22 protein-coding genes are annotated in these 22749 nt (G+C 67.1%); 12 read left to right on the forward strand and 10 right to left on the reverse strand.

The genetic code is table 11. From position 1 onward, the window contains the following. Window positions 1–8 precede the first annotated feature (8 nt). The 5 genes from EAH76_RS20720 (at window position 9) to EAH76_RS20740 (ending at window position 4110) form a co-directional block, all read left to right on the forward strand. On the forward strand, window positions 9–248 hold the full coding sequence (locus EAH76_RS20720) for a twin transmembrane helix small protein (RefSeq protein ID WP_140852174.1): 240 nt from the start codon (window positions 9–11) through the stop codon (window positions 246–248). Window positions 249–273: 25 nt separating this feature from the next. Further along, window positions 274–873, forward strand: a complete 600-nt coding sequence (locus EAH76_RS20725; protein WP_140852175.1) for a cob(I)yrinic acid a,c-diamide adenosyltransferase — start codon at window positions 274–276, stop codon at window positions 871–873. Window positions 874–943: 70 nt separating this feature from the next. Further along, complete coding sequence (gene egtB / locus EAH76_RS20730; protein ID WP_140852297.1) at window positions 944–2203, forward strand: ergothioneine biosynthesis protein EgtB; 1260 nt, start codon at window positions 944–946, stop codon at window positions 2201–2203. 1 nt (window position 2204) lies between these two features. After that, window positions 2205–3182 carry an L-histidine N(alpha)-methyltransferase gene (gene egtD / locus EAH76_RS20735; RefSeq protein ID WP_140852176.1) on the forward strand — a complete coding sequence of 326 codons (978 nt, stop codon included), beginning with the start codon at window positions 2205–2207 and terminating at the stop codon, window positions 3180–3182. A gap of 58 nt (window positions 3183–3240) precedes the next feature. Continuing rightward, window positions 3241–4110, forward strand: a complete 870-nt coding sequence (locus EAH76_RS20740) for a 3-hydroxybutyryl-CoA dehydrogenase (RefSeq protein WP_140852177.1) — start codon at window positions 3241–3243, stop codon at window positions 4108–4110. Window positions 4111–4234: 124 nt separating this feature from the next. Here the strand turns inward: EAH76_RS20740 and EAH76_RS20745 are convergent, their stop codons facing one another. Next, window positions 4235–4864 carry a flavin reductase family protein gene (locus EAH76_RS20745; RefSeq protein WP_140852178.1) on the reverse strand — a complete coding sequence of 210 codons (630 nt, stop codon included), beginning with the start codon at window positions 4862–4864 and terminating at the stop codon, window positions 4235–4237. 109 nt (window positions 4865–4973) lie between these two features. On the opposite strand from EAH76_RS20745, the gene EAH76_RS20750 reads away from it, so the two are divergent. From EAH76_RS20750 to EAH76_RS20780, 7 genes are all read left to right on the forward strand, one after another. Further along, entirely contained in the window at window positions 4974–5741 is a 768-nt protein-coding gene (locus EAH76_RS20750; RefSeq protein ID WP_140852179.1) for a cytochrome b/b6 domain-containing protein, read from the forward strand. Next, window positions 5738–6499 (forward strand): molybdopterin-dependent oxidoreductase, encoded by a 762-nt coding sequence (locus EAH76_RS20755; protein WP_140852180.1) that lies wholly within the window; start codon window positions 5738–5740, stop codon window positions 6497–6499. The genes EAH76_RS20750 and EAH76_RS20755 overlap by 4 nt, the downstream gene beginning before the upstream one ends. Window positions 6500–6518: 19 nt before the next feature. Continuing rightward, window positions 6519–7751, forward strand: coding sequence for an SAM-dependent methyltransferase (locus EAH76_RS20760; protein WP_140852181.1), 1233 nt, complete (start codon window positions 6519–6521; stop codon window positions 7749–7751). Window positions 7752–7870: 119 nt separating this feature from the next. Then, window positions 7871–8548 carry a DUF2490 domain-containing protein gene (locus tag EAH76_RS20765; RefSeq protein WP_140852182.1) on the forward strand — a complete coding sequence of 226 codons (678 nt, stop codon included), beginning with the start codon at window positions 7871–7873 and terminating at the stop codon, window positions 8546–8548. A 96-nt stretch (window positions 8549–8644) separates the two neighbouring features. Then, a complete protein-coding gene (locus tag EAH76_RS20770) occupies window positions 8645–9865 on the forward strand; it encodes an argininosuccinate synthase (protein WP_140852183.1) in 1221 nt (406 codons plus the stop codon). A gap of 106 nt (window positions 9866–9971) precedes the next feature. Beyond that, a complete protein-coding gene (locus EAH76_RS20775) occupies window positions 9972–11711 on the forward strand; it encodes a hypothetical protein (protein ID WP_140852184.1) in 1740 nt (579 codons plus the stop codon). Window positions 11712–11838: 127 nt separating this feature from the next. Further along, entirely contained in the window at window positions 11839–13455 is a 1617-nt protein-coding gene (locus EAH76_RS20780) for a hypothetical protein (protein ID WP_140852185.1), read from the forward strand. On the opposite strand, the gene EAH76_RS20785 is transcribed toward EAH76_RS20780, so the two are convergent. The 9 genes from EAH76_RS20785 to EAH76_RS20825 all read right to left on the reverse strand — a co-directional run bounded on the left by EAH76_RS20785 (window position 13452) and on the right by EAH76_RS20825 (window position 22744). After that, window positions 13452–14585 (reverse strand): GNAT family N-acetyltransferase, encoded by a 1134-nt coding sequence (locus tag EAH76_RS20785; RefSeq protein ID WP_140852186.1) that lies wholly within the window; start codon window positions 14583–14585, stop codon window positions 13452–13454. The genes EAH76_RS20780 and EAH76_RS20785 overlap by 4 nt on opposite strands. A 9-nt stretch (window positions 14586–14594) precedes the next feature. Continuing rightward, window positions 14595–15992: a glycosyltransferase gene (locus EAH76_RS20790; protein WP_241659818.1), complete on the reverse strand. Its 1398-nt coding sequence runs from the start codon at window positions 15990–15992 to the stop codon at window positions 14595–14597. Beyond that, entirely contained in the window at window positions 15989–16894 is a 906-nt protein-coding gene (locus tag EAH76_RS20795; RefSeq protein ID WP_140852187.1) for a flagellar motor protein MotB, read from the reverse strand. Before EAH76_RS20795 ends, EAH76_RS20790 begins: the two co-directional genes overlap by 4 nt. A gap of 286 nt (window positions 16895–17180) precedes the next feature. Beyond that, window positions 17181–18044 carry a flagellar motor stator protein MotA gene (gene motA, locus EAH76_RS20800; protein ID WP_133191621.1) on the reverse strand — a complete coding sequence of 288 codons (864 nt, stop codon included), beginning with the start codon at window positions 18042–18044 and terminating at the stop codon, window positions 17181–17183. Between the two features lie 198 nt (window positions 18045–18242). Continuing rightward, window positions 18243–19157: a flagellar biosynthesis protein FlgL gene (locus tag EAH76_RS20805; RefSeq protein ID WP_140852188.1), complete on the reverse strand. Its 915-nt coding sequence runs from the start codon at window positions 19155–19157 to the stop codon at window positions 18243–18245. A gap of 8 nt (window positions 19158–19165) precedes the next feature. Further along, the gene (flgK, locus tag EAH76_RS20810; RefSeq protein WP_140852189.1) at window positions 19166–20512 is read right to left on the reverse strand and encodes a flagellar hook-associated protein FlgK; all 1347 of its coding nucleotides are present in this window, start codon (window positions 20510–20512) and stop codon (window positions 19166–19168) included. Beyond that, window positions 20509–20859, reverse strand: coding sequence for a rod-binding protein (locus EAH76_RS20815; RefSeq protein WP_140852190.1), 351 nt, complete (start codon window positions 20857–20859; stop codon window positions 20509–20511). The genes flgK and EAH76_RS20815 overlap by 4 nt, the downstream gene beginning before the upstream one ends. Further along, window positions 20856–21938 (reverse strand): flagellar basal body P-ring protein FlgI, encoded by a 1083-nt coding sequence (locus EAH76_RS20820; RefSeq protein WP_431358003.1) that lies wholly within the window; start codon window positions 21936–21938, stop codon window positions 20856–20858. Before EAH76_RS20820 ends, EAH76_RS20815 begins: the two co-directional genes overlap by 4 nt. Window positions 21939–22057: 119 nt before the next feature. Beyond that, the gene (locus tag EAH76_RS20825; RefSeq protein WP_140852191.1) at window positions 22058–22744 is read right to left on the reverse strand and encodes a flagellar basal body L-ring protein FlgH; all 687 of its coding nucleotides are present in this window, start codon (window positions 22742–22744) and stop codon (window positions 22058–22060) included. Window positions 22745–22749 lie beyond the last annotated feature (5 nt).

Raw genomic sequence — 22749 nt, forward strand, 5'->3', positions numbered from 1 at the left:
TTGATGCGATGAGCACATTTCTCACCATCCTGCTGGTCGCCGCGATGATTGCGGTGGTTGTCGTCCTTGTGCGCGGGCTGGTGGTTTTCCTGCTCGGCGCCAGCCAGGATCTGCGCGACGGGACGTCGAGCGATCGCGTGTCCGCTTCGTCGATTCAGTCGAACAAGATGATGCAATATCGCGTTATGTTCCAGGCGATCGCGATCTTCCTCGTCGTCCTGCTGATGTGGCTCGCCGGCAAGAGCTGAGCCGCTCGCTTTCGGGGGATCCGTCATGGTCAAGCTCAATCGAATCTACACCCGTACCGGCGATGACGGCACAACCGGTCTCGTCGACGGATCGCGCACGCCCAAGGACGCTGCGCGGATGGCGGCGATCGGCGATGTCGATGAGGCGAACAGCACCATCGGCGTCGCGGTGGTCGCGCTGCGTAACGGCGGGATCGAACTCGCCTGGCTGCCGGCGTTGCTCGAGCGGATCCAGAACGACCTGTTCGATCTCGGCGCCGACCTCGCGACGCCCGGCGGCGGGGACGGCGGTGCGGATTTCGCGCCCAACGACATGGCGCTGCGGATCGTCGCGTCGCAGGTCGCGCGGCTCGAAGACGAGATCGACCGGATGAACAGCGAGCTGAGCCCGCTGACGAGCTTCATCCTGCCCGGCGGTACGCCTGCTGCGGCCGCGCTGCACGTCGCGCGTGCGACGGTTCGGCGCGCCGAACGCGCCGGCGTGACGGCGGCGCGCGAGGTCGCGATCAACCCGCTCGCGCTCGCCTATCTCAACCGATTGTCGGATTATCTCTTCGTTGCGGCCCGCGCAGTGAACCAAAACGCGGGTGGCGACGTTCTTTGGCGACCCGGCGCGACGCGATGAGCTTCACAGCCTCGCCGGATCTGCCTCCTGCCGAGGGATGCGGGGTATACGGGGGACTGGGGACATGACGATGCAAGTGCAGATTGCCCCCAAGCCTGACCCCGCCGATCTGGCGACCCGCTTTGCGTCTGTGCGCGCGCTCACCGTCGCCTTGGTCGCGCCGCTGTCGGATGCCGATGCGACCGCCCAGTCGATGGACGACGCCTCGCCCGCCAAATGGCATCTCGCGCATACGACGTGGTTTCTCGAAACCTTCGTGCTGCGCGATTTCGTTGCGGGCTATACGCTGTACGACGATCGCTTCCCGTTCCTGTTCAACAGCTATTACGAGGCCGAGGGGCAGCGCCATGCGCGCAATCGGCGCGGGATGGTGACGCGACCGGCGCTAGACGAAATCCTCGCCTATCGCGCGCATGTCGATGCTGCCGTGCTCGCCGCCTTGCCCGATCTGCCCGATGGCGCGCGCGCGCTGATCACGCTCGGCTGCCACCATGAGGAGCAGCATCAGGAACTGCTCGTCACCGACATCCTGCACCTGATGGCGCAGAATCCGGTCGAGCCTTCGGTGTGGCCCGCGCCGCGCAAGGTGCCCGTGGCGATGCCCGCGCGGATCGGCTGGATCGAGGGCGCGGCCGGTATCGCTGAGATCGGCCATGACGGCGACGGCTTTGCCTTCGATGCCGAAGCGCCGCGCCATGCCACGCTGCTCGCGCCGCACGCGCTTGCCGACCGCACCGTGACCAACGGCGAATGGGCCGCGTTCATCGCCGATGGCGGCTATGCCGAACCGCGCCACTGGCTATCGGACGGCTGGGCCTGGGTGAAGCGCGAGCGGATCGTCGCGCCGCTCTATTGGGAGCAGACCGATGGCGGCTGGACTCGCTTCGGGCTCGACGGCCGGCGCGCGATCGATCCTGCGGCGCCGGTGACGCATGTCAGTTTCTACGAGGCGGACGCCTATGCCAGCTGGGCTGGCGCGCGGCTGCCGACCGAAGCCGAGTGGGAAGCCGCGGCGAGCGCATACGATTCGCTCGGCGGCAACCAGATGGATGCTGCGGGCCCGGTCGAGCCGCGCCCCTCGCCCGGCGGCCCGGCTTTCTTCGGCGACGTGTGGGAATGGACCGGCAGCGCGTTCCGCCCCTATCCCGGCTTCCGCGTTATCGAAGGCGCCGTCGGCGAATACAACGGCAAGTTCATGAGCGGCCAGTGCGTGCTGCGCGGCGGTTCGTGCGCCACGCCGCGTGGGCATTTGCGCGCGAGCTATCGCAATTTCTTCTATCCGCATCAGCGCTGGCAATTCACCGGCGTGCGCCTCGCGAAAGATCTCTGACATGTTGAAGCAGGAAATCGAGGACGGCCAGGCGTCGCTGGCCGATCCGGCGTTTCGCCAGGACGTATTGCGCGGCTTCGATGCGCATCCGCGCGCGATCCCGGCGCGCTGGTTCTATGACCGGGCGGGGTCGGAGCTGTTCGAGCAGATCACCGACCTCCCCGAATATTATCCGACGCGCACCGAAACCGCGATTCTGCGTGATTGCGCATCCGATATCGCGACGCGGGCGGGCGCGGGCCGGGCAGTGGTCGAATTCGGTTCGGGATCGTCGACCAAGACGCCGATCCTTCTGCAGGCGGTGGCGCCTTCTGCTTATGTCCCGATCGACATTTCGGGCGATTTCCTGCGCGAATCCTCGGCGGGCCTGGCCTCTGCCTTTCCCGGCCTGACCGTGCTGCCGGTCGAGGCCGATTTCATGCATCCGATCGCGCTGCCGATGCAGGTCGCGCAGACGCCCAAGCTCGGCTTCTTCCCCGGATCGACGATCGGCAACATGATCCCGCATTCCTCGGTCGATCTGCTCCGCGCGATGAAGGAATCGCTCGGCGAGGGCGCCATGCTCGTGATCGGGATGGACCGGATCAAGGATCCCGCGACGCTCGAGGCGGCGTATGACGATGCGCAAGGCGTGACCGCGGCGTTCAACCTCAATTTGCTGACGCGGATCAACCGCGAGCTTGCGGGTACGATCCCGGTCGAGCAGTTCCGCCACCGCGCGATCTGGAACGACGATCGTGCGCGGATCGAGATGCATCTCGAAGCGACGCAGGACGTGTCGTTCACGATCGAAGGCCGCCCCTTCACGATGGCGGCGGGCGAGACGATCCACACCGAGAACAGCCACAAATACGGTGCACGCGATGCTCGGATCCTGCTGCGCGCCGGCGGCTGGACGCCGATCGCCGAATGGACCGATGCCGAGGGCAAGTTCGCGGTGATCCTGGCCGAAGCGCAGGCGGCACGGCTCGCACCGTAGGACCTTCCCCGCCGCGCCAAATCCGCTATCGACGCGTCAAACGGATAGGAGCGGACGCATGGATACGGTCGGAGTCATCGGGGCAGGGCAGATGGGCGCGGGGATCGCGCAGGTGTCGGCGCAGGCGGGCTACCGTGTGCTGCTCTCGGACATGAACCTCGCGCGGGCCGAGGCCGGCAAGGCGGGGATCGCCAAGCAGCTCGACCGCGCGGTCACCAAGGAAAAGATCACCGCCGAGGCGCGCGATGCCGCGCTCGCGCTGATCGAGCCGGTGGAGAGCGTCGCGGCGATGGGGCCGGCGTTTCTGGTCATCGAGGCGGCGACCGAGCGCGAGGAGATCAAGCGCGCGATCTTCGCCGAGGTCGGCAAGGTGTTGTCGCAGGACGCGGTGCTTGCCTCGAACACCTCGTCGATCCCGATCACGCGGCTCGCACAGGCGGCACCCGATGCGGGGCGCTTCGTCGGCGTGCATTTCTTCAATCCGGTGCCGGTAATGGGGCTGATCGAGCTGATCCGCGGTCTCGCCACGTCGGATGCGACGGTCGCCACGGTCGAGGCCTATGCGGTGCGGCTCGGCAAGCAGGTCGTGCGCGCTAACGACGCGCCGGGCTTCATCGTCAATCGCGTGTTGATGCCCATGCTCAACGAGGCGTGCTTCGCGCTCGGCGAGGGCGTGGCGACGATCCGCGACATCGACCTGGCGTGCCAATTGGGGCTCAACCATCCGATGGGGCCGCTGACGCTCGCCGATTTCATCGGGCTCGACACGTGTCTGGAGATCACGCGCGTGCTGTTCGAAGGGACGGGCGACCCCAAGTTTCGCCCCGCGCCGGTGCTGGTGAAATATGTCGAAGCCGGGTGGTTCGGGCGCAAGACCGGGCGGGGGTTTTATGATTATTCCGGGCCGGAACCCGTGCCGACGCGGTGATGCGCGTAAGCCCCTCCCCTTCAGGGGAGAGATTGGGGTGGGGACATCTAACGCTTGGACCGGTCTCTGCGAGGCACAGCCCCACCCCCAATCCCTCCGCTGAAGGTGAGGGGCTATCCCTGGTTCAGGCCGGGCGGCGCATTTTGAACAGCGCGTCCTCGGTGATCTCGAAATAATCCCCCGGGCCGCCGCCGCGCAGGATCGGGCGGGCAGCGGCGGTGCGATAGGCGCCGTCCTCGATCAGATGCGGCGCGATGTGGATGCCGACGACCTCGCCGAGGATCAGCCAGGTGTCGATCTCGGCGCCATCGATGCCCTGCAAGCGCAGTGTCTGGGTGTGGCGGCACTCGAACGCGACCGGGCTCGCCGCAACGCGGGGTGGCGCGACGAGCCGCGAGGGCGCGCCCTCGAGCCCGGCGAGCTCGAATTCGTCGACCCCCGCCGCGACCATCGCCGCGCTCGCATTCATCGGCGCGGCGAGGTCGCGCGTCGCGAGGTTCCAGACGAACTCGCCCATCGCGGTGATATTGGCGACGCTGTCCTTCCAGCCGATCGAGGCGAAGCCAACGATCGGCGGGCGATAGTTGAGCAGCGTGAAGAAGCTGTACGGCGCGAGATTGCGCGTGCCGTCTGCTGCAAGCGTGCTGATCCAGCCGATCGGGCGCGGCGCGACGATCGAGTTTAGCGGATCGTGCGCGAGGCCGGGGACGTCGCGATGGCCATTGCGCGGTTCGTAGAAATGCAAGTCGGACATGATCGGACGGCCCTTGCCTCAGGTTTATAAAGAGTGTTTGCGGTTTCGCAGGGGCGTGCGAGCGACTAGGGTGTAACCGAGCCGCATCGCGGCGCGAATAGGGATCTGCATGACCGACGCACCCCAGCCAGCTCCAGCTCAACCCGCCGCCTTCGGGGCTGTTCCGCCAGCCACGCGAGTCTATCGGCATCGCCTCGCGACGCGGATCTGGCATTGGGTCAATGCGGTGACGATCGTCATCATGATCGGTAGCGGGCTGACGATCCTCAACGCGCATCCGCATCTCTATTGGGGCGAATATGGCGCGAACTGGGATCATCCCTGGTTCAACCCGCCGCACATGCCGTCGTACCTGACGATCCCGGCGGGGTATAATCTGGCGATCGCGCGGCGGTGGCACCTGCTGTTCGCGCTGGTCTTCGGGTTCGGCCTGCTCGCCTTCATGGTGGCGAGCCTGATCAACCGGCACTTCCAGAAGGATCTGCGGATCCGGTTGCGCGAGCTTGCGCCCGCCTATCTCTGGCATGATTTCAAGGAACATCTCGCGCTGCGGTTCCATGACCCGAAGCATCCGACCGCGTTCAACATCTTCCAGAAGCTGTCCTACGCGCTGACGATCTTCGGGCTGATCCCGACGATGATCGTGTCGGGGCTGGCGCTGTCACCGGCGATGACCGCGGCGTGGCCGTGGCTGCTCGCGGTGGTCGGGGGGCGCGCGTCGGCGCGATCGGTGCATTTCATCGCGGCGTCGGGGCTGGTGGTGTTCATCATCGTTCATCTGGTGCTCGTCATCCTCGCCGGCGCCTGGCCCGAGGTGAAGTCGATGGTGACCGGCTGGTGGCGCGTGCCAGACGATCACGCGGAGGAAGCGGCATGAGCGGGATCATCACGCGGCGCGCGTTGCTCACCACCGGCGCGCTGGGCGCGGGCGCGCTGTTGAGCGGGTGCGACCAGGTCGCCAATACGCCCGCCCTGCGAAAAATCCTGTTTTCGGGCGAGAAGATCAACGAGGGGCTGCAGCGCGCGCTGTCGAACCGCGACAGCCTGGCCAGGGAATATCGCCCCGACCAGATGTCGCCCTTCTTCCGCACCAACGGCACCCGCAACCCCGGCACGCCCGATTACAATGCGATGGTCGCCGACCAGTTCGCGCAGTGGCGGTTGCAGGTCGGCGGGTTGGTCAACCGCCCGCTCGCCCTGTCGCTCGCGCAGCTGCAGGCGATGCCGGCGCGCAGCCAGATCACGCGCCACGATTGCGTCGAGGGATGGAGCGCGATCGGCCAATGGCACGGGCCGCTGCTCGGCACGGTGCTCAAGGCCGCCGATGTGCGCACGACCACGCGCTACGTCGTGTTCACCTGCGCCGATCTGTTCTCGGGCGAGCATTATTACGAATCTATCGACCTGATCGACGCCTTCCACCCGCAGACGATCCTCGCCTGGGGGATGAACGGCCACCGGCTCGACGTCGGCCACGGCGCGCCGGTGCGGCTACGGGTCGAGCGGCAGCTCGGCTATAAGCAGGCCAAATACATCATGCGGATCGACGCGGTCGCCTCGCTTGCCGGCATCGGCAAGGGCAAGGGCGGCTATTGGGAGGACGCGATAGATTACGATTGGTATGCCGGCATCTAATTGATAAATGCCCGCGTATATGGCTCTTATCGACTTGTTTCTCGCCAAGCGTGTCAAGCGCGGCACGCTCACCGTCCACCATGCCGACGGCAAGATCCGCCAGTTCGGCACTTCGCACGCCGGCTTTCCCGATGTCGTGATCCGCTTCACCGATGCGGGCGCGGCGTCCGCGATCGTCCGTGATCCCGGGATCGGGGCGGGCGAGGCCTATATGAACGGCCGGATGGTGATCGAGCAGGGCGACGCGCGCGATCTCGTCAAGCTGCTCATGAAGAACGATCCGTGGGAAGCGGGCAACAACGCGCTCGCGCCGTCGCCGTTCACGCGCGCGGTCCAGGCGGTGACGCTGCGCTTCGGGCGGATCAACATGGCGCGCCAGTCGAAGCGCAACGTCGCGCATCATTACGATCTGTCGGACCGGCTGTACGATCTCTTCCTCGATGCCGACCGGCAATATAGCTGTGCCTATTTCACCGATCCCGCCAACAGCCTCGAAGCGGCGCAGGCCGACAAGAAGGCGCACATCGCCGCCAAGCTGGCGCTCGCGCCCGGCATGAGCGTGCTCGACATCGGCTGCGGCTGGGGCGGTATGGCGCTGTACCTGCACCAGCAGACTGGCGCCGAGGTCCTCGGCGTGACGCTGAGCGAGGAACAGCTCAAGGTCGCGCGCGAACGCGCCGAAGCGGCGGGCGTCGCCGACAAGGTGCGGTTCGAGCTGATCGATTATCGCCACGTGACCGGCAAATTCGACCGGATCGTTTCGGTCGGCATGTTCGAACATGTCGGCCCGGCGAACTACACCACCTTCTTCCGCCAGTGCCGTGATATGCTGACCGATGACGGCGTGATGCTGCTCCACACGATCGGCCGCGCCGGCGGGCCCGGCGTGACCGATTCGTGGACCGCGAAATACATCTTCCCCGGCGGCTACAATCCCGCGCTGTCGGAGATCGTGTCGGCCAACGAAGGCCTGCGCTTCATGATCACCGATATCGAGGTGCTGCGGCTGCATTACGGCTACACGCTCGACCAATGGTACGACCGCGTCGTCGCCGCGCGCGACGAGATCGTCGCGCTGTATGACGAGCGATTCTATCGCATGTGGCAATTCTACCTCGCCGGCGCGGGGCAGTCGTTCCATTATGGCAGCATGGTCAATTACCAGGTGCAGTTCGCCAAGAACCGCCACGTCCTGCCGATCACGCGGGATTATATCGTCGAGACGGAGCGGGCGCTGCGGGTTCAGGCGTAAGCGGCGATCGGCCACAGGCTGGTTGCGTGGCGATCGTGCACCGGCAAAGCAGATGTTGGTTGTGCCGTGTTCGCTTGATGTGATGTCTTAGGCGCCGCTGCCGGGAGGAGGGGATCTGGATGAAGACGATCGCGTGCCTTGTCTCGCTGACGCTGCTGGCGGCGTTTCCGTCAGCCGCATCTGCGCAGGAGCAGGATGGCGAAGCATGGGCGTCGTTCTGGGCGTACGGCCCGGTGTCGGGCAAGGTGCTCGGCTGGGTCGACGGGTCGCTGCGAATGAGCGATCGCGGGACCGATTCGCCGACGGTGCTGATCCGCCCGCTGGTCGGCGTGCAGGCGACCAAGACACTCAGCCTTTGGGGCGGCTACACTTTCACCGCCAGCAACCCGACCGGACGCGCCGCAACACATGAGCATCGCGCGGTGCAGCAGGCGATGTGGAATTTGGGCAAGGTCGCGGGCGGGACTTTGGTGTCGCGCACCCGGCTCGAACAGCGCTGGGTCGAGGGGCGCGCCGGGACCGGGCACCGGCTGCGCCAGATGCTGCGCTACACCACGCCGATCGACCGGCAAAACACGCAATTCGTGCTGTCGAGCGAAAGCTTCGTCGCGTTCAACTCGACGCCGTTCGGCCAGGCGGCGGGGTTCGACCAAGTGCGCAACTTCGTCGGCCTCAACGTGCCGCTCGCGCCGAAGCTGACCGCGGATATCGGCTATATGAACCGCTACGTCCGCCGGCGAGACGCGGAGGACCGGATGGACCATATCGTGCCGGTGACGCTGGTCGCCCGATTCTGACCCGCGCGACGCTAAGGCCGAGCATCCTTATTGTGCGCGCGGCATTCGCGCCCTAGACGCGCTCGCGTTCCCTGCACGTCCCTGGAGCTGCCAGCCATGACCGATTCCATCAACCGCGTCGTCCTCGCCTATTCGGGCGGACTCGACACCAGCGTAATCCTGAAATGGCTGCAGCAGACCTACAAGTGCGAGGTCGTCACCTTCACCGCCGATCTCGGCCAGGGCGAAGAGCTCGAGCCCGCGCGCAAGAAGGCCGAGGCGGCCGGCGTCAAGCCCGAGCACATCTTCATCGACGATCTGCGCGAGGAGTTCGTCAAGGACTACGTCTTCCCGATGATGCGCGCCAACGCGCTCTACGAGGGGCTGTACCTGCTCGGCACCTCGATCGCGCGGCCGCTGATCGCCAAGCGCCAGATCGAGATCGCGCGGATGCTCAATGCCGACGCGGTCAGCCACGGTGCGACCGGCAAGGGCAACGACCAGGTGCGCTTCGAGCTCGGCTATTACGCGCTCGCGCCCGACATCAAGGTGATCGCGCCGTGGCGTGAGTGGGACCTCACCAGCCGCACCAAGCTGATCGAGTTCGCCGAGCAGCATCAGATCCCGGTGAGCAAGGATAAGCGCGGCGAAGCGCCCTTCTCGACCGACGCCAACATGCTGCACACGTCCTCGGAAGGCAAAGTGCTCGAGGATCCGTGGGACGAGGTCCCCGATTACGTCTATTCGCGCACGGTGAACCCGGAAGACGCGCCGAACGAGCCCGAGGTCATCACGATCGACTTCGAGGGCGGCGACGGCGTGGCGATCAACGGTGTCGGCATGTCGCCGGCGACCTTGCTCGAGACGCTCAACGAGATGGGCCGCCGTCACGGCATCGGCCGGCTCGATCTGGTCGAGAACCGCTTCGTCGGCATGAAGTCGCGCGGCATGTACGAGACGCCGGGCGGGACGATCTATCACCTCGCACATCGCGGGATCGAGCAGCTGACGCTCGATCGTGGTGCTGCCCATCTCAAGGACGAGCTCGCGCCGCGCTATGCCGAGCTGATCTACAACGGCTTCTGGTTCTCGCCCGAGCGCGAGATGCTGCAGGCGGCGATCGACCATAGCCAGACCAAGGTGACGGGCACCGTCCGCTTGAAGCTCTACAAGGGCAACGTCTCGGTCACCGGGCGCAAATCGCCCTTCTCGCTCTATTCGGAGAAGGTCGTGACCTTCGAGGACGACCAGGGTGCGTATGACCAGCGCGATGCGGCAGGCTTCATCAAGCTGCAGGCACTGCGGCTGCGCTTGCTTGGGCGGCGCGACCAGGGCTGAGCCAAGCGGCCGGTAAGGGGCTGAAAAACCATCGTCGCGGGTGGGCGGGGCGCAAAATTTGCGCGATCTAACCTCGCCTTAACCCCACGCGTCTAAAGCGCTCGCAATGGACGCTCGCGACTCCCGATTGACCCTCCGCGGCGACGCGCTGGCTGCGTTCGCGCTGGCGCTGCTGCTGGGGGCGGTGTGGGCGTGGCGTGATTGGGGCGCCCTGTCGGCGCTGCATTTGCCCGACGCCGATGCGATGCTGCGGCTGCAACAGGTTCGCGACTGGCTCGCAGGGCAGGGGTTCGCCGACCTGCGCCAACATCGCCTCGGCGCCGCGCCCGGCATTGCGCTGCAATGGTCGCGTCTGCCCGATCTGGTGCCGGGCGCGATCATCGCCGGGTTGACGCCGCTGCTGGGGGCGCCGCTCGCCGAACTGGTTGCGGTGATCGTCTGGCCGACCGCTTTGTTCGCTGTCGCGTTGCTGCTGGTCACACGGATCGCGCGCGTGCTCGGCGGCAGCGCGATCGCTCGCACTGCGACCGTCGTCGCCGCGATCGCCTTTCCCACCACGACGATCTTCCTGCCGGGGCGGATCGACCCGCATGGGCTGCAGATCGTCCTGCTGTTGATCGTGATCCGCGCGCTCGTCGCGCGCCCGGCGATCGAACCTGGGCTGGTCGCAGGATTCGCGGCGGCGGCGGGCGTGGTCGTCGGCACCGAGACCGTGCCGCTGCTCGCTGCGGCGGGAGCGGCGATGGCGATCGAGTGGCTGCGCGCGCGTGCCGGCGCCGACGACCGGATGATGGGCTTCGGCATTGGGCTCGGCGCCGGGTTGCTGGCCGCATCGATCGTGTTCCGCTCGGCGCTGTGGAATGACGCGGTGTGCGACGGATTCACCGTCACCGTATGGCGCGCCGCGGTGATCGCAGCGTTTGCGCCGATGGGCATGGCGCTCGCCGCGCGCGACATCGCCAGCCCGGCGACGCGCGCGGTGCTCGGCGCGATCATCGTCGCGCTGATCGGAACGGGAATCGTGCTGGTCGCGCCCGAATGTCTCGCGCCCGGTGGCGGCATCGATCCGCTGCTCGTCCGACTATGGGGCGTTCAGGTCGGGGATGCCCAATCGATCTTCACGGCGCCGCTGCCGACCGCGATCGGCTATGCCGGGGTGATGGTTGCGGGCGTGCTGGCGAGCGGCTGGCGGCTGCAGGCGACGCGCGACCGGCGCTGGGCGGCGCTGCTGACCGTCCAGCTTGCGGCAGTGTTGCTGAGCGGCGTGGAACTGCGCGCGGCCTATGCCGGCGCGATCCTCGCCGCACCGGGGCTGGCGGCGGTGATCGCGGCGGCGCGGGCCCGCGGTGCGATGACCGTAATCGGGGCGTGGTTCGCCTCGGCGGGGATGCTGTATCCGATTGCGGCGCAGGCGCTTGGCCCGACGCGCGGCGGCGACGCCAGCGCGGCGCCGGGCGGCTGCACCGCGCCGGCAACCCTCGCGACGCTACGCGGCCTGCCCCCCGGCGGCTTGCTCGCACCGCTCGATCTCGGCGGCTATGCGATCGGCGCGACGTCCTTGCGCGTTGTCGGGGCGCCCTATCCGCGCAATGTGGCAGGCAATCTCGCGGTCTATCGCTTCTTCCTGGGAGACCCGGCACACGCCGCGGCGATCGCGCAGGGCTGGCACGTGCGCTATGTCGCGATGTGCGGCGACAGTTTCGACACGGCTGCTGGAACGTCGCTCGCACACGCCTTGCGCCACGGGCAGGCGCCGAACTGGCTCGTGCCGATCGGGCGCCGCGATCCCGCCTTTGCCCTCTACCGCATCGACACGCGCTTGTTTTCAGAGCGGCGCGCGCTGTAAGACCGCGCAAATGCGGGACAAGATCGAGAGGGTAGGCGGCCGGCAGCGACCGAGTGTGTGGCATGCGCCGCGCCGCCACGCGCGACTGCGCTTGTCGCATCCCCCGTTTCGCCGGTAAGGCGCTACCATGCCGAACGAGACTTCGAACGATCTACATTGGTGGCAGACGCGCTGGTTCGTCGCCGTAATGGCGCTGATCGCGATCATCCCCTTGCTGCGGCCCGACATCCCGCCGCTGGTCGATCTGCCCGGTCATATGGGCCGCTACCGCGTGCAATTGTCGCGCGACGAATATCCGTGGCTGTCGGACTGGTACAATTTCAACTGGCAGCTGATCGGCAATCTCGGGATCGACATCCTGATCATCCCGCTTGCCAAGCTGTTCGGGCTCGAGCTGGCGGTGAAACTGCTGGTGATGACGATCCCGGTCATGACCGTGACGGGGCTGCTGTGGATCGCGCGCGAGGTGCATGGCCGCATCCCGCCGACCGCCTTGTTCGCGCTGCCGCTGGCGTATAGCTACGCCTTCCAGTTCGGGTTCGTGAACTTCGCCTTCTCGATGGCGCTGGCGCTCAACGCGTTTGCGCTGTGGCTGCGGCTGGCGCGGCACAAGCGCTTCGGCTTGCGGGCGGCGATCTTCGTGCCGCTGTCGTGCGTCATTTGGGTGGCGCATACTTTCGGCTGGGGCGTGCTCGGCGTGCTCGCCTGTTCGGCCGAGATGGTGCGCCAGCATGATGCGCGGGTCGATCGGGGGCCGCTGAGCTGGATCAAGGCGTGGCTGCGCGCCGGCGTCGGGTGCGTTCCGCTCGCTCTGCCCGTCGTGCTGATGGTGGTGTGGCGGAGCGGCGCGCATGTCGGCGGCGAGACGGGCGACTGGTTCAACTGGCGCGCCAAGATCGGCTATATGACGATGGCGCTGCGCGATCGCTGGATCACCTTCGACATTGCCGGGATGGCGATCCTGCTGCTGATCCTGTTCCGCGGTTTTCGCGATCCGAGTGTCGAATATTCGCGCAATCTCGCCCTGTCGGCGCTGTTCCTGCTCGCGGTGTACATCCTGCTGCCGCGGATCGTGTTCGGCTCGGCCTATGCCGACATGCGGCTCGCGCCGTTCATGCTGGCGATTGCGGTGATTGCGGTGCGGCCCAAAAAGGGCCTGTCGATCCGCGGCAGCGCGACGATCGCGGCGCTCGGGCTCGCCTTCGTGCTGGTGCGGATCGCGGCGGGGACGGCGAGTTTCTGGATGTTCGCGCAGGATTACGATCGCGAGCTGAAGGCGCTCGATCGTCTGCCGGTCGGTGCCAAGCTCATCACCTTTGTCGGCGCGCAATGCGGCGCGCCGTGGACGATGACGCGACTCGAGCATCTCCCCGCGATCGCGCTCGAGCGCAAGGCGGCCTATGCCAACGATCAATGGTCGATGGCGGGGGCGCAATTGCTCACCGTCAAATATGCGCGTGCCAAGCGTTTCGCGCATGACCCCTCGGAGATCGTGACGAGCGTGCAATGCCCGCGCGAATGGTGGCGCCCGATCAGCAAGGCAATGGCGCGCTTTCCGCGGGACGCGTTCGATTATGTCTGGCTGATCCGCCCGCCGGCTTATGATGCGAAGTTCAACCAGGGGCTGATCCCGATCTGGCGCGACGGGAGCAGCGTGCTGTTCCGCATCGACCACAGCCAGCGCGGGATCGAGATCAGCGATGCCGCGCTCAAGACCGCACGCCCCCGCCCGACGCCGTTCTAACCCTTTTTGAACGGCGTCATCGCGCCGAGAAATTCCTGGTCGGATTCGACCGAGGCGCGTTCGCGCACCAGGAAATCGGCGATCGCGCGGCGGAAGCCCGCATCGGGAATGTAATGCGCCGACCAGGTGGGGACGGGGACATAGCCGCGCGCGAGCTTGTGCTCGCCCTGTGCGCCGGCTTCGACGGTCTTCAACCCGCGCGCGATCGCGGCGTCGATCGCCTGATAATAACAGAGCTCGAAATGGAGGAAGGGCACGTCCTCGGTGCAGCCCCAATAGCGGCCGTAGAGCGTGTCCTCGCCGATCAGATTGAGCGCACCCGCAATCGGGCGTCCGTCGCGCTCGGCGAAGATCAGCAGGACGCGCTCGGGCATCGTCTGCCCGAGCAGCGTGAAGAACTGCCGCGTCAGATAGGGCTGGCCCCATTTGCGCGCGCCGGTGTCCTGGTAGAACACCCAGAAGGCGTCCCAATCGGCCTCGCTGATGTCGGCGCCCGAGATGTGGCGGATCGTCAGCCCCTCGACCGCGCCCGCACGCTCCTTGCGGATCGCCTTGCGCTTGCGGCTGGCGAGATCGCCCAGGAACCCGTCGAAATCGGCATAGCCCTGGTTCTGCCAGTGGAACTGCGTCCCCTCGCGGATCAGCCAGCCCGCCGCTTCGAACGCGGGGAGTTGCTCGGGCGCGACGAAGGTGGCGTGCGCCGAGGACAAGCCGTGCTGGTCGGTCACCGCCTCGATCGCGGCGATGAGCGCGGGCGCCTGGTCGGCATCGCGCAGCAGCAGCCGGGGGCCCGGGGCCGGCGTGAAGGGCACCGCGATCTGCAGCTTGGGGTAATAGGATCCGCCGGCGCGCTGCCACGCATCGGCCCAGGCATGATCGAAGACATATTCGCCCTGGCTGTGGCTCTTGGCGTAAGCGGGCGCAATCCCGGCGGGCTTGCCGTCGGCGCCGTCGACGATGATCGGGATCGGCTGCCAGCCGGTGCGCGACCGTGCGCTGCCGGAAGACTCGAGGATCGACAGGAAGGCATGGCTGACGAATGGGTTTGCGCTGCCGGCGCAGGCATCCCAGTCGGCCGCGGGGATGGCGGCGACGCCGTCGGCGATACGGGCGGTGACGGCGTTCTTCACTGTGCCAAGCTAGGGCGTCGCCCGCGCTTTCTCAACCACTGCCGGGGCAAACGACCAGCATAAGGCGAGCAGCAGAAAGGGCGTGACGAATTCGCGGTGGCGCTCGCCGAATTCGAACCACACGCCGAACAGCAGGAGTTGCAGCCCGCACGCCGCTAGCAGCAGGACGAGCGTGAAGGGAATGCGACGCCCGAGCATGGCGGCGGCCCCGCCCAATGCGGCAAGGTGCGACAGCAGCGACAGCGGCCACAAGGCAGCGGCGAGCACGCGCGGGAAGGGCGGACCCATCGCGACGAGCCGCGTGACGCCGAATTGCGAAATGCCGCACGCGCGGACGAACTTGGTGAGGGTGAGGCGAACGAAGCCGAACGGGTGCGTCTCGATCCACACGATCGCGATCGCCTTGATCCGCTTGGCATAGACCAGTTCGGGCAGCCCTTTGAGTTCGGGGGGCGGGGGTTGCCAATTGCCCGTGGCGGTGGGGTTGTTGCCGATCCACAGGCTCGGCCCGCTCGCGGTGGTCAGCGGCACGAAGGCGTGGAGGACGAGCGCGTTGCGCACCCACCAGGGGAGCAGCACGACTATCGCGACGAGGCCGCCGCGCACCCCGGCGAGCAGCATCGGCCACAGCCCGATCCGGCCGACCAGGACGACTCCGAACAGACCCGCGAGCGGCGCCTGACCCGGCTGGGTCAAGGCGAGCAATCCGGCTGGCAGCCCGAGGCGAAGCGCACCGCGCCACCCCGCGCGCCGGTCGATCCACGCCAGCGCCAGCGCGAGGATGAGCAGCGCGCAGAGCGACTCCTTCTGCGCGAGCGGGGCGGAGAACAGCACCGAGGGCCAGACGAGATACAGCCACGCAGTCCGGCGCCCGGCGACCGCGCTGCCCAGGCGCGTGCCAAGCGCGAGGAGCAGCACCGCCGTCGCGCCATCGGTCAGCGTGCCGAGTGTCAGCACCGACGCGGTGCTAAAACCGAAGATCGCGCCCCAGCCGGCCAGCACGAGCGGATAGAGCGGCGGGAACAGCGCGTGCCAGCTCGTGTCGGTGAACGGATCGTGGATCAGCAACCCGTGCCCGGCGAGCAGCCCCTTGGCGAGGTTGAGATAGGCGTTAGGATCGCCGGTCGAGGTCCGGCCGACCGCGAGCAGCGCAAAGGCGCTGCGCATCACGATCACCGCCACCGCCAGCGCGGCGACCGGCGCGACCCCCGGCCGCTCGCGCAGCATGTGGAAGCCCGTTGCCGCCAGCGCGATCCAGCCGGCGATCGCGCCGATCGCCGCGAAGCTGATCCCCCAGCGCGTGATCATGTCGGGGATCGCGGTCAGGCCGTAGAGCAGGAGCAGTCCCAGCGCGGCCTGGACGCTCCAGCCGATCCACCGCTCGAGACGGGGGGCGGGGAGCGTCACTGGCCGAAGGTGCTGGCGCGGTAGAGCAGGGTGATCGCGACGCGGCGGTTGCGCGGGTCGGACGGGTTTTCCTTGATCATCGGTTCGCGGTCGGCGACGCCCTCGATCCGGTTGAAGCGGGAGTCGGGCAGCCCGCCCGCCGCGAGCCGACGCCGCGTCGCCTCGGCGCGTGCGCTCGACAGCATCCAATTGTTCATCGCGAGCGGATCGCCATAGCCCAGATTGTCGGTGTGGCCGCGGATCATGATCGGGTTCTGCGTTCCCTTGATCGATGTGGCGATCACCCCGAGCAGCGCCGAAGCGCGCGGATCGAGCTGAGTGGTACCGAGATCGAACATCGAATAATCGGCATCGTCGAGCAAGTCGATCCGCATCCCGTCATTCGTTTTGACGAAGCGGACATGCTTCGAGAGTCGGGCGAGCGCGGGGTTGGTCGCCATCGACTTGGTCATGGCATGCTTCATCGCTTCGAAATTCTTGCGATCCTCGGCCATGATCGCCTTGTCCTTGAGCGTGCCCTTCTGCCCGGTGCCGACCTGGTCGCCGCCGATCGCCTCGACCGGGATCGTCATCGAGCGCGTGCCGGTCTGCGAGGCGCGGTGCGCGTAATTGTCCTTCGAGGTCATCGAATCGCCGCCGAAGATGCCGTTCGAGCCTGCGCTGTTTTCCTTCATCTGGACGAGCGTCGGCGAGAAATAATCGGCGAGCGCCTTGCGCTGCTTTTCGTTGGTCGCGCCGAGCAGCCACATCAGCAGGAAGAACGCCATCATCGCCGTCACGAAATCGGCATAGGCGACCTTCCAGGCGCCGCCGTGATGGCCGCCATGGCCTTCGATATAGACCTTCTTGTAGATGATCTTGGGCGGCACGTTGGCGCCGTGCGGGGCGCGGGCGGCGGCCATCAGCCTTGTCCTGCCGGATGGTTTTCACGCGAAGGCGCGAAGGCGCGAAGCGAAGAGTCACGCGGAGACGCGGAGACGCGGAGGAAGAAGGAGGCGTTTGCGCGGCAGCGCAGAGCGCGCAGTTCCCGCAAAGCAGGATGCAGGCGCGTCAGCGCGCTTTCGTCTTCCGCACGGCAATGTTGGAGCGCTGCCGAGGCTATCGGGAGCGACACCTCCGCGTCTCCGCGGCTCCGCGTGAACCCACTCTTCTTCGCGCCTTCGCGGCTTCGCGGGAAATCCGTCACGCTTACCGCCCCCGCAACCCGTCGAACACCTCGGCGAAGCCCGGCTGGTTCGAATGCGCGATGCCCGAGCGTGCCGCTTCGATGACGAGCGGCTGCGGGTGGCCGTGGAGCGAGGCGATGATGATCTGCTTGACGACATGATAGATCGCGCCATCGGCGTCGAGCACCTGCTTCAGCCGGTTGGCGAGCGGGGCGACGATACCGTAGGCGAGCAACACGCCCATGAAGGTGCCGACCAGCGCCGAGCCGATCATCGCGCCGAGGATCGCCGGCGGCTTGTCGATCGAGCCCATCGTCTTGACCACGCCGAGCACCGCCGCGACGATGCCGAGTGCTGGCAGCGCGTCGGCGAGCGTCGCGATCGTGCCTTGCGGGCCTTCGACCTCGTGGTGGTGGGTCTTGATCATATTGTCCATCACGTCCTCGACGGCATGGACGTCGAGCGTGCCCGACGACACGACGACGAGCCGCAGCGTGTCGGCGATCAGATTGGTCAGCGCGTGATCCGACAGCAGCCGCGGATATTCGGCGAACACGGCGGAGGAGGCGGGATCCTCGACATGCGGTTCGAGCGCGATCGGGCCTTCGGTGCGCAACATCTTCATCAGCTTGCTGACGAGGAAGATGACGTCGAGATAATCCTGCTTCTTGTATTTCGGGCCCTTGAAGACCTTCATCAACCCGCCGCCGAGTGCCTTCAGCTCCTTCATCGAATTGCCGATGATCAGCGCGCCGACCGCGGCGCCGCCGATGATCAGCATCTCGTGCGGAATGGCTTCCATCACGGGGCCGAGCGCGCCGCCGGTGATCGCGAAACCGCCGAAGATCATCACGAGGAGGACGACGATGCCGATGACCGGAAACATGCGGGATAATGGCCTTTGGTTTGACGGGTCAACAGGACCCAAGCTCTGGTCTCAAAGGGTTAGCGCGGATTGGTGTTCAAGCAGTTAACCAGAGGGTGTTTCTTCTTCTTCCCGCCCTTTGGGAGAGGGGCAAGTCGCGCACGGTGAAGACCCTCACCCGTCCGCGGCTTCGCCGCTCCCTCCCGCTGGGAGAGGGAGTTACTTGAGATAATCGAACAGCGAGAGCGAGCCGAGCTTGGTGAAGCTCGCCTGTGTCGCCGAGATGATCGTCATCGTCTTCTGCAGTTCGGCGATCGCGGTCGACAGGTCGGTATCCTCGAGCGCCGAGCGATCGAGCTCGCGCGCGCCGGCGGCGTCGGTCGATTGCGACGAGACGATGTCGAGCCGCGCCGCGCGCGCGCCGACCGAGCCCTGGACCGCGCTGACCTGCGTCTGCGCGCTCGTGAGCCCGTCGGCCGCGGTCGCCGACGCCTTCGATACGTCGCCGCCGGCGTTGAGCGCCGAGATGAAGTTGGACAGGAGGGCAAAGGCGTCGGTCGTCCCGCCGTCGCTGGTCGGGATATTGCCGAACACGCGCTGCGCGCTGTCGGCCGCCTGGATATTGGTGCCGTCGGCGACCGGGATCGCCGAGACTTCGCCGGTGCCGCCGAAGCTGACGGTGCCGTCGGCGCCCTGCGTCACCGCGCTCGTCCCCGTCGCCGCGCCGAACAGCGGCTGGCCGCGCGCATCCTTGGTGCCGGCGAGGCTGACCAGCTCGTCGCGAATGCCTTGCAGCTGGGTCGCGATGATCTTGCGGTTGGAGTCGCTCAGCGTGCCGGTCGCTGCCTGGGTGGTCAGCTCGGCCGCCTGCTGGAGCTGCGTGTTGATCGCGGTGAGCGTCGAATCGGACTGGGTGAGCAGCGACTTCGCCAGCGTCACATTGCCGTCATAGGCCTTGCTGTCGGCATTCGCCTGCTTGATCGTCGAGAGCCGGTTATAGGCGACGACGTCGGCCGAAGGATCGGTGAATTTCTTGGTCGTCGCGATCTGCGTGTTGAGCGTGTCGGCCTTGGCCGACAGCTTCGACAGTTGCGACGATCCGGTGTTGTAGAATTGGTTGGTGCCGATCTGCATGGCGGGTCCTAGCGAATGTCGAGGATCGACTGGAACGTGTCGCGCGCGACCTGGATCACGCGGCTCGACGCCGAATAGGCTTGCTGGAAGCGCAGCAGGTCGACCGCTTCGCTGTCGAGATTGACCCCCGATACGGCATCGCGCGCGGCGACCGCGGTGTCGCGGATCGACCCTTGCGCGTCGGCGACCTGCTGGCGGCTGGCGAGCGTGGCGGCATTGTTCGAGACGAGCGCGGTGGTCTTGCTCTCGAACGCGCCGGTGGTGCGCAGCGTGGCGAGATTGGCGAGATTGGCGGTGTCGCGGCTCCCTGCGCCCTTGGCGGCGGCGGCGATCCCGTTCGGATCGGTCAGCGCGACGGAGATGTCGGTCGCGCTCGTGCCGGTCGCGAACAGCGGCGCGCCGCTGGTGCCCGACAGATCGTCGCCCTGCGCCTGGACGGCATTGACGCCGCTGGTGAAGGCCGTGGCGATCGCGTCGAGCTGCTTGCGGGCATCGGCGATGCGCGTCCCGGCTTCGGCGATGCCGGCGAGCGCGCCGCCCGATGCGGTTACCGCGGTGGCGCCGTTCTGTCCCTGCAGGCTGAAGGCGATCACGCCGTCGGTGCCGCGCGAGAAGCTGACGCTCGCCGCCTGATTGCCTACAACGAGCGCCGGACCACCGGCATCGCCGAGCTTGACGCTGGCGCGCCCTGCGGCGTCGGTCGTCACCGAGACGTCGCTGATCGCGCTTATCTGGTCGAGGATCGAATCGCGCTGGTCGGCGAGCTGCGCCGCGCCGCTCGACCCGGATTGCGCGCGGCCGAGCCCGTCATTGACCTTGGCGAGCGCTGCGCCGAGCGTGGTGAGCGTCGTCGCCGCCTGGGTCGCGGTGGTGTCGAGATCGGTGTCGAGGCTGTCGAGCGCCGTGCCCGTCGCGGAGAAACTGCCGGCCACGGTCTTGGCCTGTTCGAGCATCGTCGAGCGCGGCGCCGATGCGGTCGGGTCGGCGGCGACCGACTTGGCGGCGTTGAAGAAGCTGCCGAGCTGGTCGCCCAACTGATTGCCGGTCAGCGCGGTCTGGATCCGGCCAAGCCATTCGACGCTGGTGTCGCTGCGCGCGAGATCGGCGCTGGCGTTGCGGACATCGGCGGCGCGCAGCGTATCGGCCGAGCGGGTGATTCCGGAGGCGAGGACGCCTTGCCCGACGGCGAGGCGACTGCCGCTGCTGATGCCGGTGGCGGGCGCGACTTCGCGCAGGTCGGCGGTACGCTTGGCATAGCCAGGCGTCGCGGCATTGGCGATGTTCTCGGACACGGTGGTGAGCGCGGTCTGATACGCCTTCACCCCGCTCGCGCCGATGCCCAGCAAGTCGCTCATTGCGGCGTGCCTTCCGCCTGCGGTTCGGCCGCGGGCTGCAGCGCGGCCTGCGACTTGGCGAGGAAGGCGGTCATCGCCTTGCCGATCCCGAGCGGAGCGTGATCGGCCATGTTCTGCGCGATCTGCGTGGTCTGCATGTCCTTGAAGGTGTCCATGCCCTTCGAGCCGAACAGATCGTCATCGACCAGATGCGTGGTGCGCATCGACTTGACCATCATGCCGGTGAACACCGCCTCGAACTTCTTGCCCGCCGCATCGAGATTGGCGCGGCTCTGCAGGCGGCTGGTATCGACGCTGATGCCCGTCGTCGGCGCGGGCGTAGGCGGGAGGGCGGGGACGTCGCTCACAGCACGATCAGCTCGGCCTTGAGCGCACCGGCTTCCTTGAGCGCCTCGAGAATCGCGACCAGATCGGCGGGCGAGGCGCCGATCGCGTTGACCGCCTTGACGACGTCGGAGAGCTTGGGGCCCGGCTGGAGCAGGAACATCGGGTGCTTCTCCTCATCGACCGCAAGCGCCGACTTCTGTTGCTTGGTGGTCTGACCCTGGCTGAACGGCTGGGGCTGGCTGACCTTTTCGGTTTCGTCGATCCGCACGGTCAGCTTGCCGTGCGTCACCGCGGCGGTGCCGACGCGGACCGCAGAGTTGATAACGACCGTTCCCGTCCGGGCATTAACAATTACTTTCGCGCTCGGCTCGGCCGAGACGACGTCGAGATTCTCGATCTCGCTCATCAGCGTCGCGCGGATGTCGCCGCCAACGGGTGCGCGGACCGCGACCGACACGGCATCGGTCGCCTGCGCGGTGCCCATGCCGAGCCGCGAATTGATCGCGCCGGCGACGTTCTGCGCCGTCGTGAAATCGGCGCGGGCCAGGTTGAAGGTCAGCGTCGGGCTGTTCTCGAACCCCGTCGCGACCGCACGCTCGACCGTCGCACCCTCGGGGATGCGGCCGGCCGAGGGGATGTTGACGACGATCGTCGAGCCGTCCTTGCCCTCGGCACCAAGGCCGCCGACCGCGAGATTGCCCTGCGCCATCGCGTAGATCTGATTGTCGGCGCCTAGCAGCGGGGTCATGATCAGCGCGCCGCCGCGCAAGCTCTTGGCCTTGCCCATCGAGGCGACGGTGATGTCGAGCTTCTGGCCGGGCTTGGCGAAGGGCGGCAGCTCGGCGGTGATCATCACGACCGCGGCGTTCTTGAGACCGGGATTGACGGTCGAGGGCAATTGCAACCCGAAGCGCGAGGCGACCGCCTTCATCGACTGGATGGTATATTCGAGATTGTCGTCGCCCGTGCCCGGCAGGCCGACGACGATGCCGTAGCCCGTCAGCTGGTTGGTACGGATCCCCTGGAAGCCGCCGAGATCCTTGATCCGGTCGGCCGAGGCTGGGGTAGCGATAAGCAGCCCTAGCAGAAGCGCGAGCACCAGCCGCCAGCCGTCACCCCCGCGAAAGCGGGGGTCCCGCTTCTTGCCCGCGGTCCGAAGGAGAAGCGGGCCCCCCGCTTTCGCGGGGGTGACGGGGAGGAGGGAGCGCGAAAGGGTCATCAGAAGGGGCTCACCACCGAGAAGAACCGGCTCAACCAGCCCTGGCGGCTGGCGCGCGCCACGTCGCCCTTACCGGTATAGGCGATCTGCGCGTCGGCGACGCGGGTCGAGGGGATGCGGTTGTTGGCGTCGATATCGGCCGAGCGCACCAAGCCCTTGATCTGGACGAACTCGTCGCCGCGGTTGAGGGTGACGCGCTTCTGGCCCTGGACGAGCATCGTGCCGTTCGCCAGCACCTTGCTGACGGTTACGCTGACTTCGCCCGACAGGCTGTTCGACTGATCGGCGGCGCCGCTGCCGTTGAAGGTGCGCGATCCGCTCATCGAGACGTCGGTGCCTTGGAACAAGGCGAGCCGGCCAGTGGTCGGTGGAATGAGGCTGAGCCCGCCGCTCGAGCCGAGCTTGGAATTGGCCGATTTGGAGGCGGCGGTCGCCTCGACCAGCACGATCGTCAGCGGGTCGCCGACGCGGCGCGCGCGGCTGCCTTCGTAGAGCGCGGCATAGCCGGTGCTCGCCTGGAAGATCGAGCCGTTCGCCACCGCGGGCGCCTCGGGCTCGGCCGACGGGAGTGCCGCCGTGAAGTCGACCGGCGGCTTCTTCTTGCCGCCGAACAGGTTCGCCTGCGCCCCTGCCGGGACCAAGGCGAGCGTGACGACGCAGGCGATTCGGAAAGCGGATGGTTTCATGACGT

This window comes from Sphingomonas glacialis (assembly GCF_006439055.1).
Classification (GTDB): domain Bacteria; phylum Pseudomonadota; class Alphaproteobacteria; order Sphingomonadales; family Sphingomonadaceae; genus Sphingomonas; species Sphingomonas glacialis_A.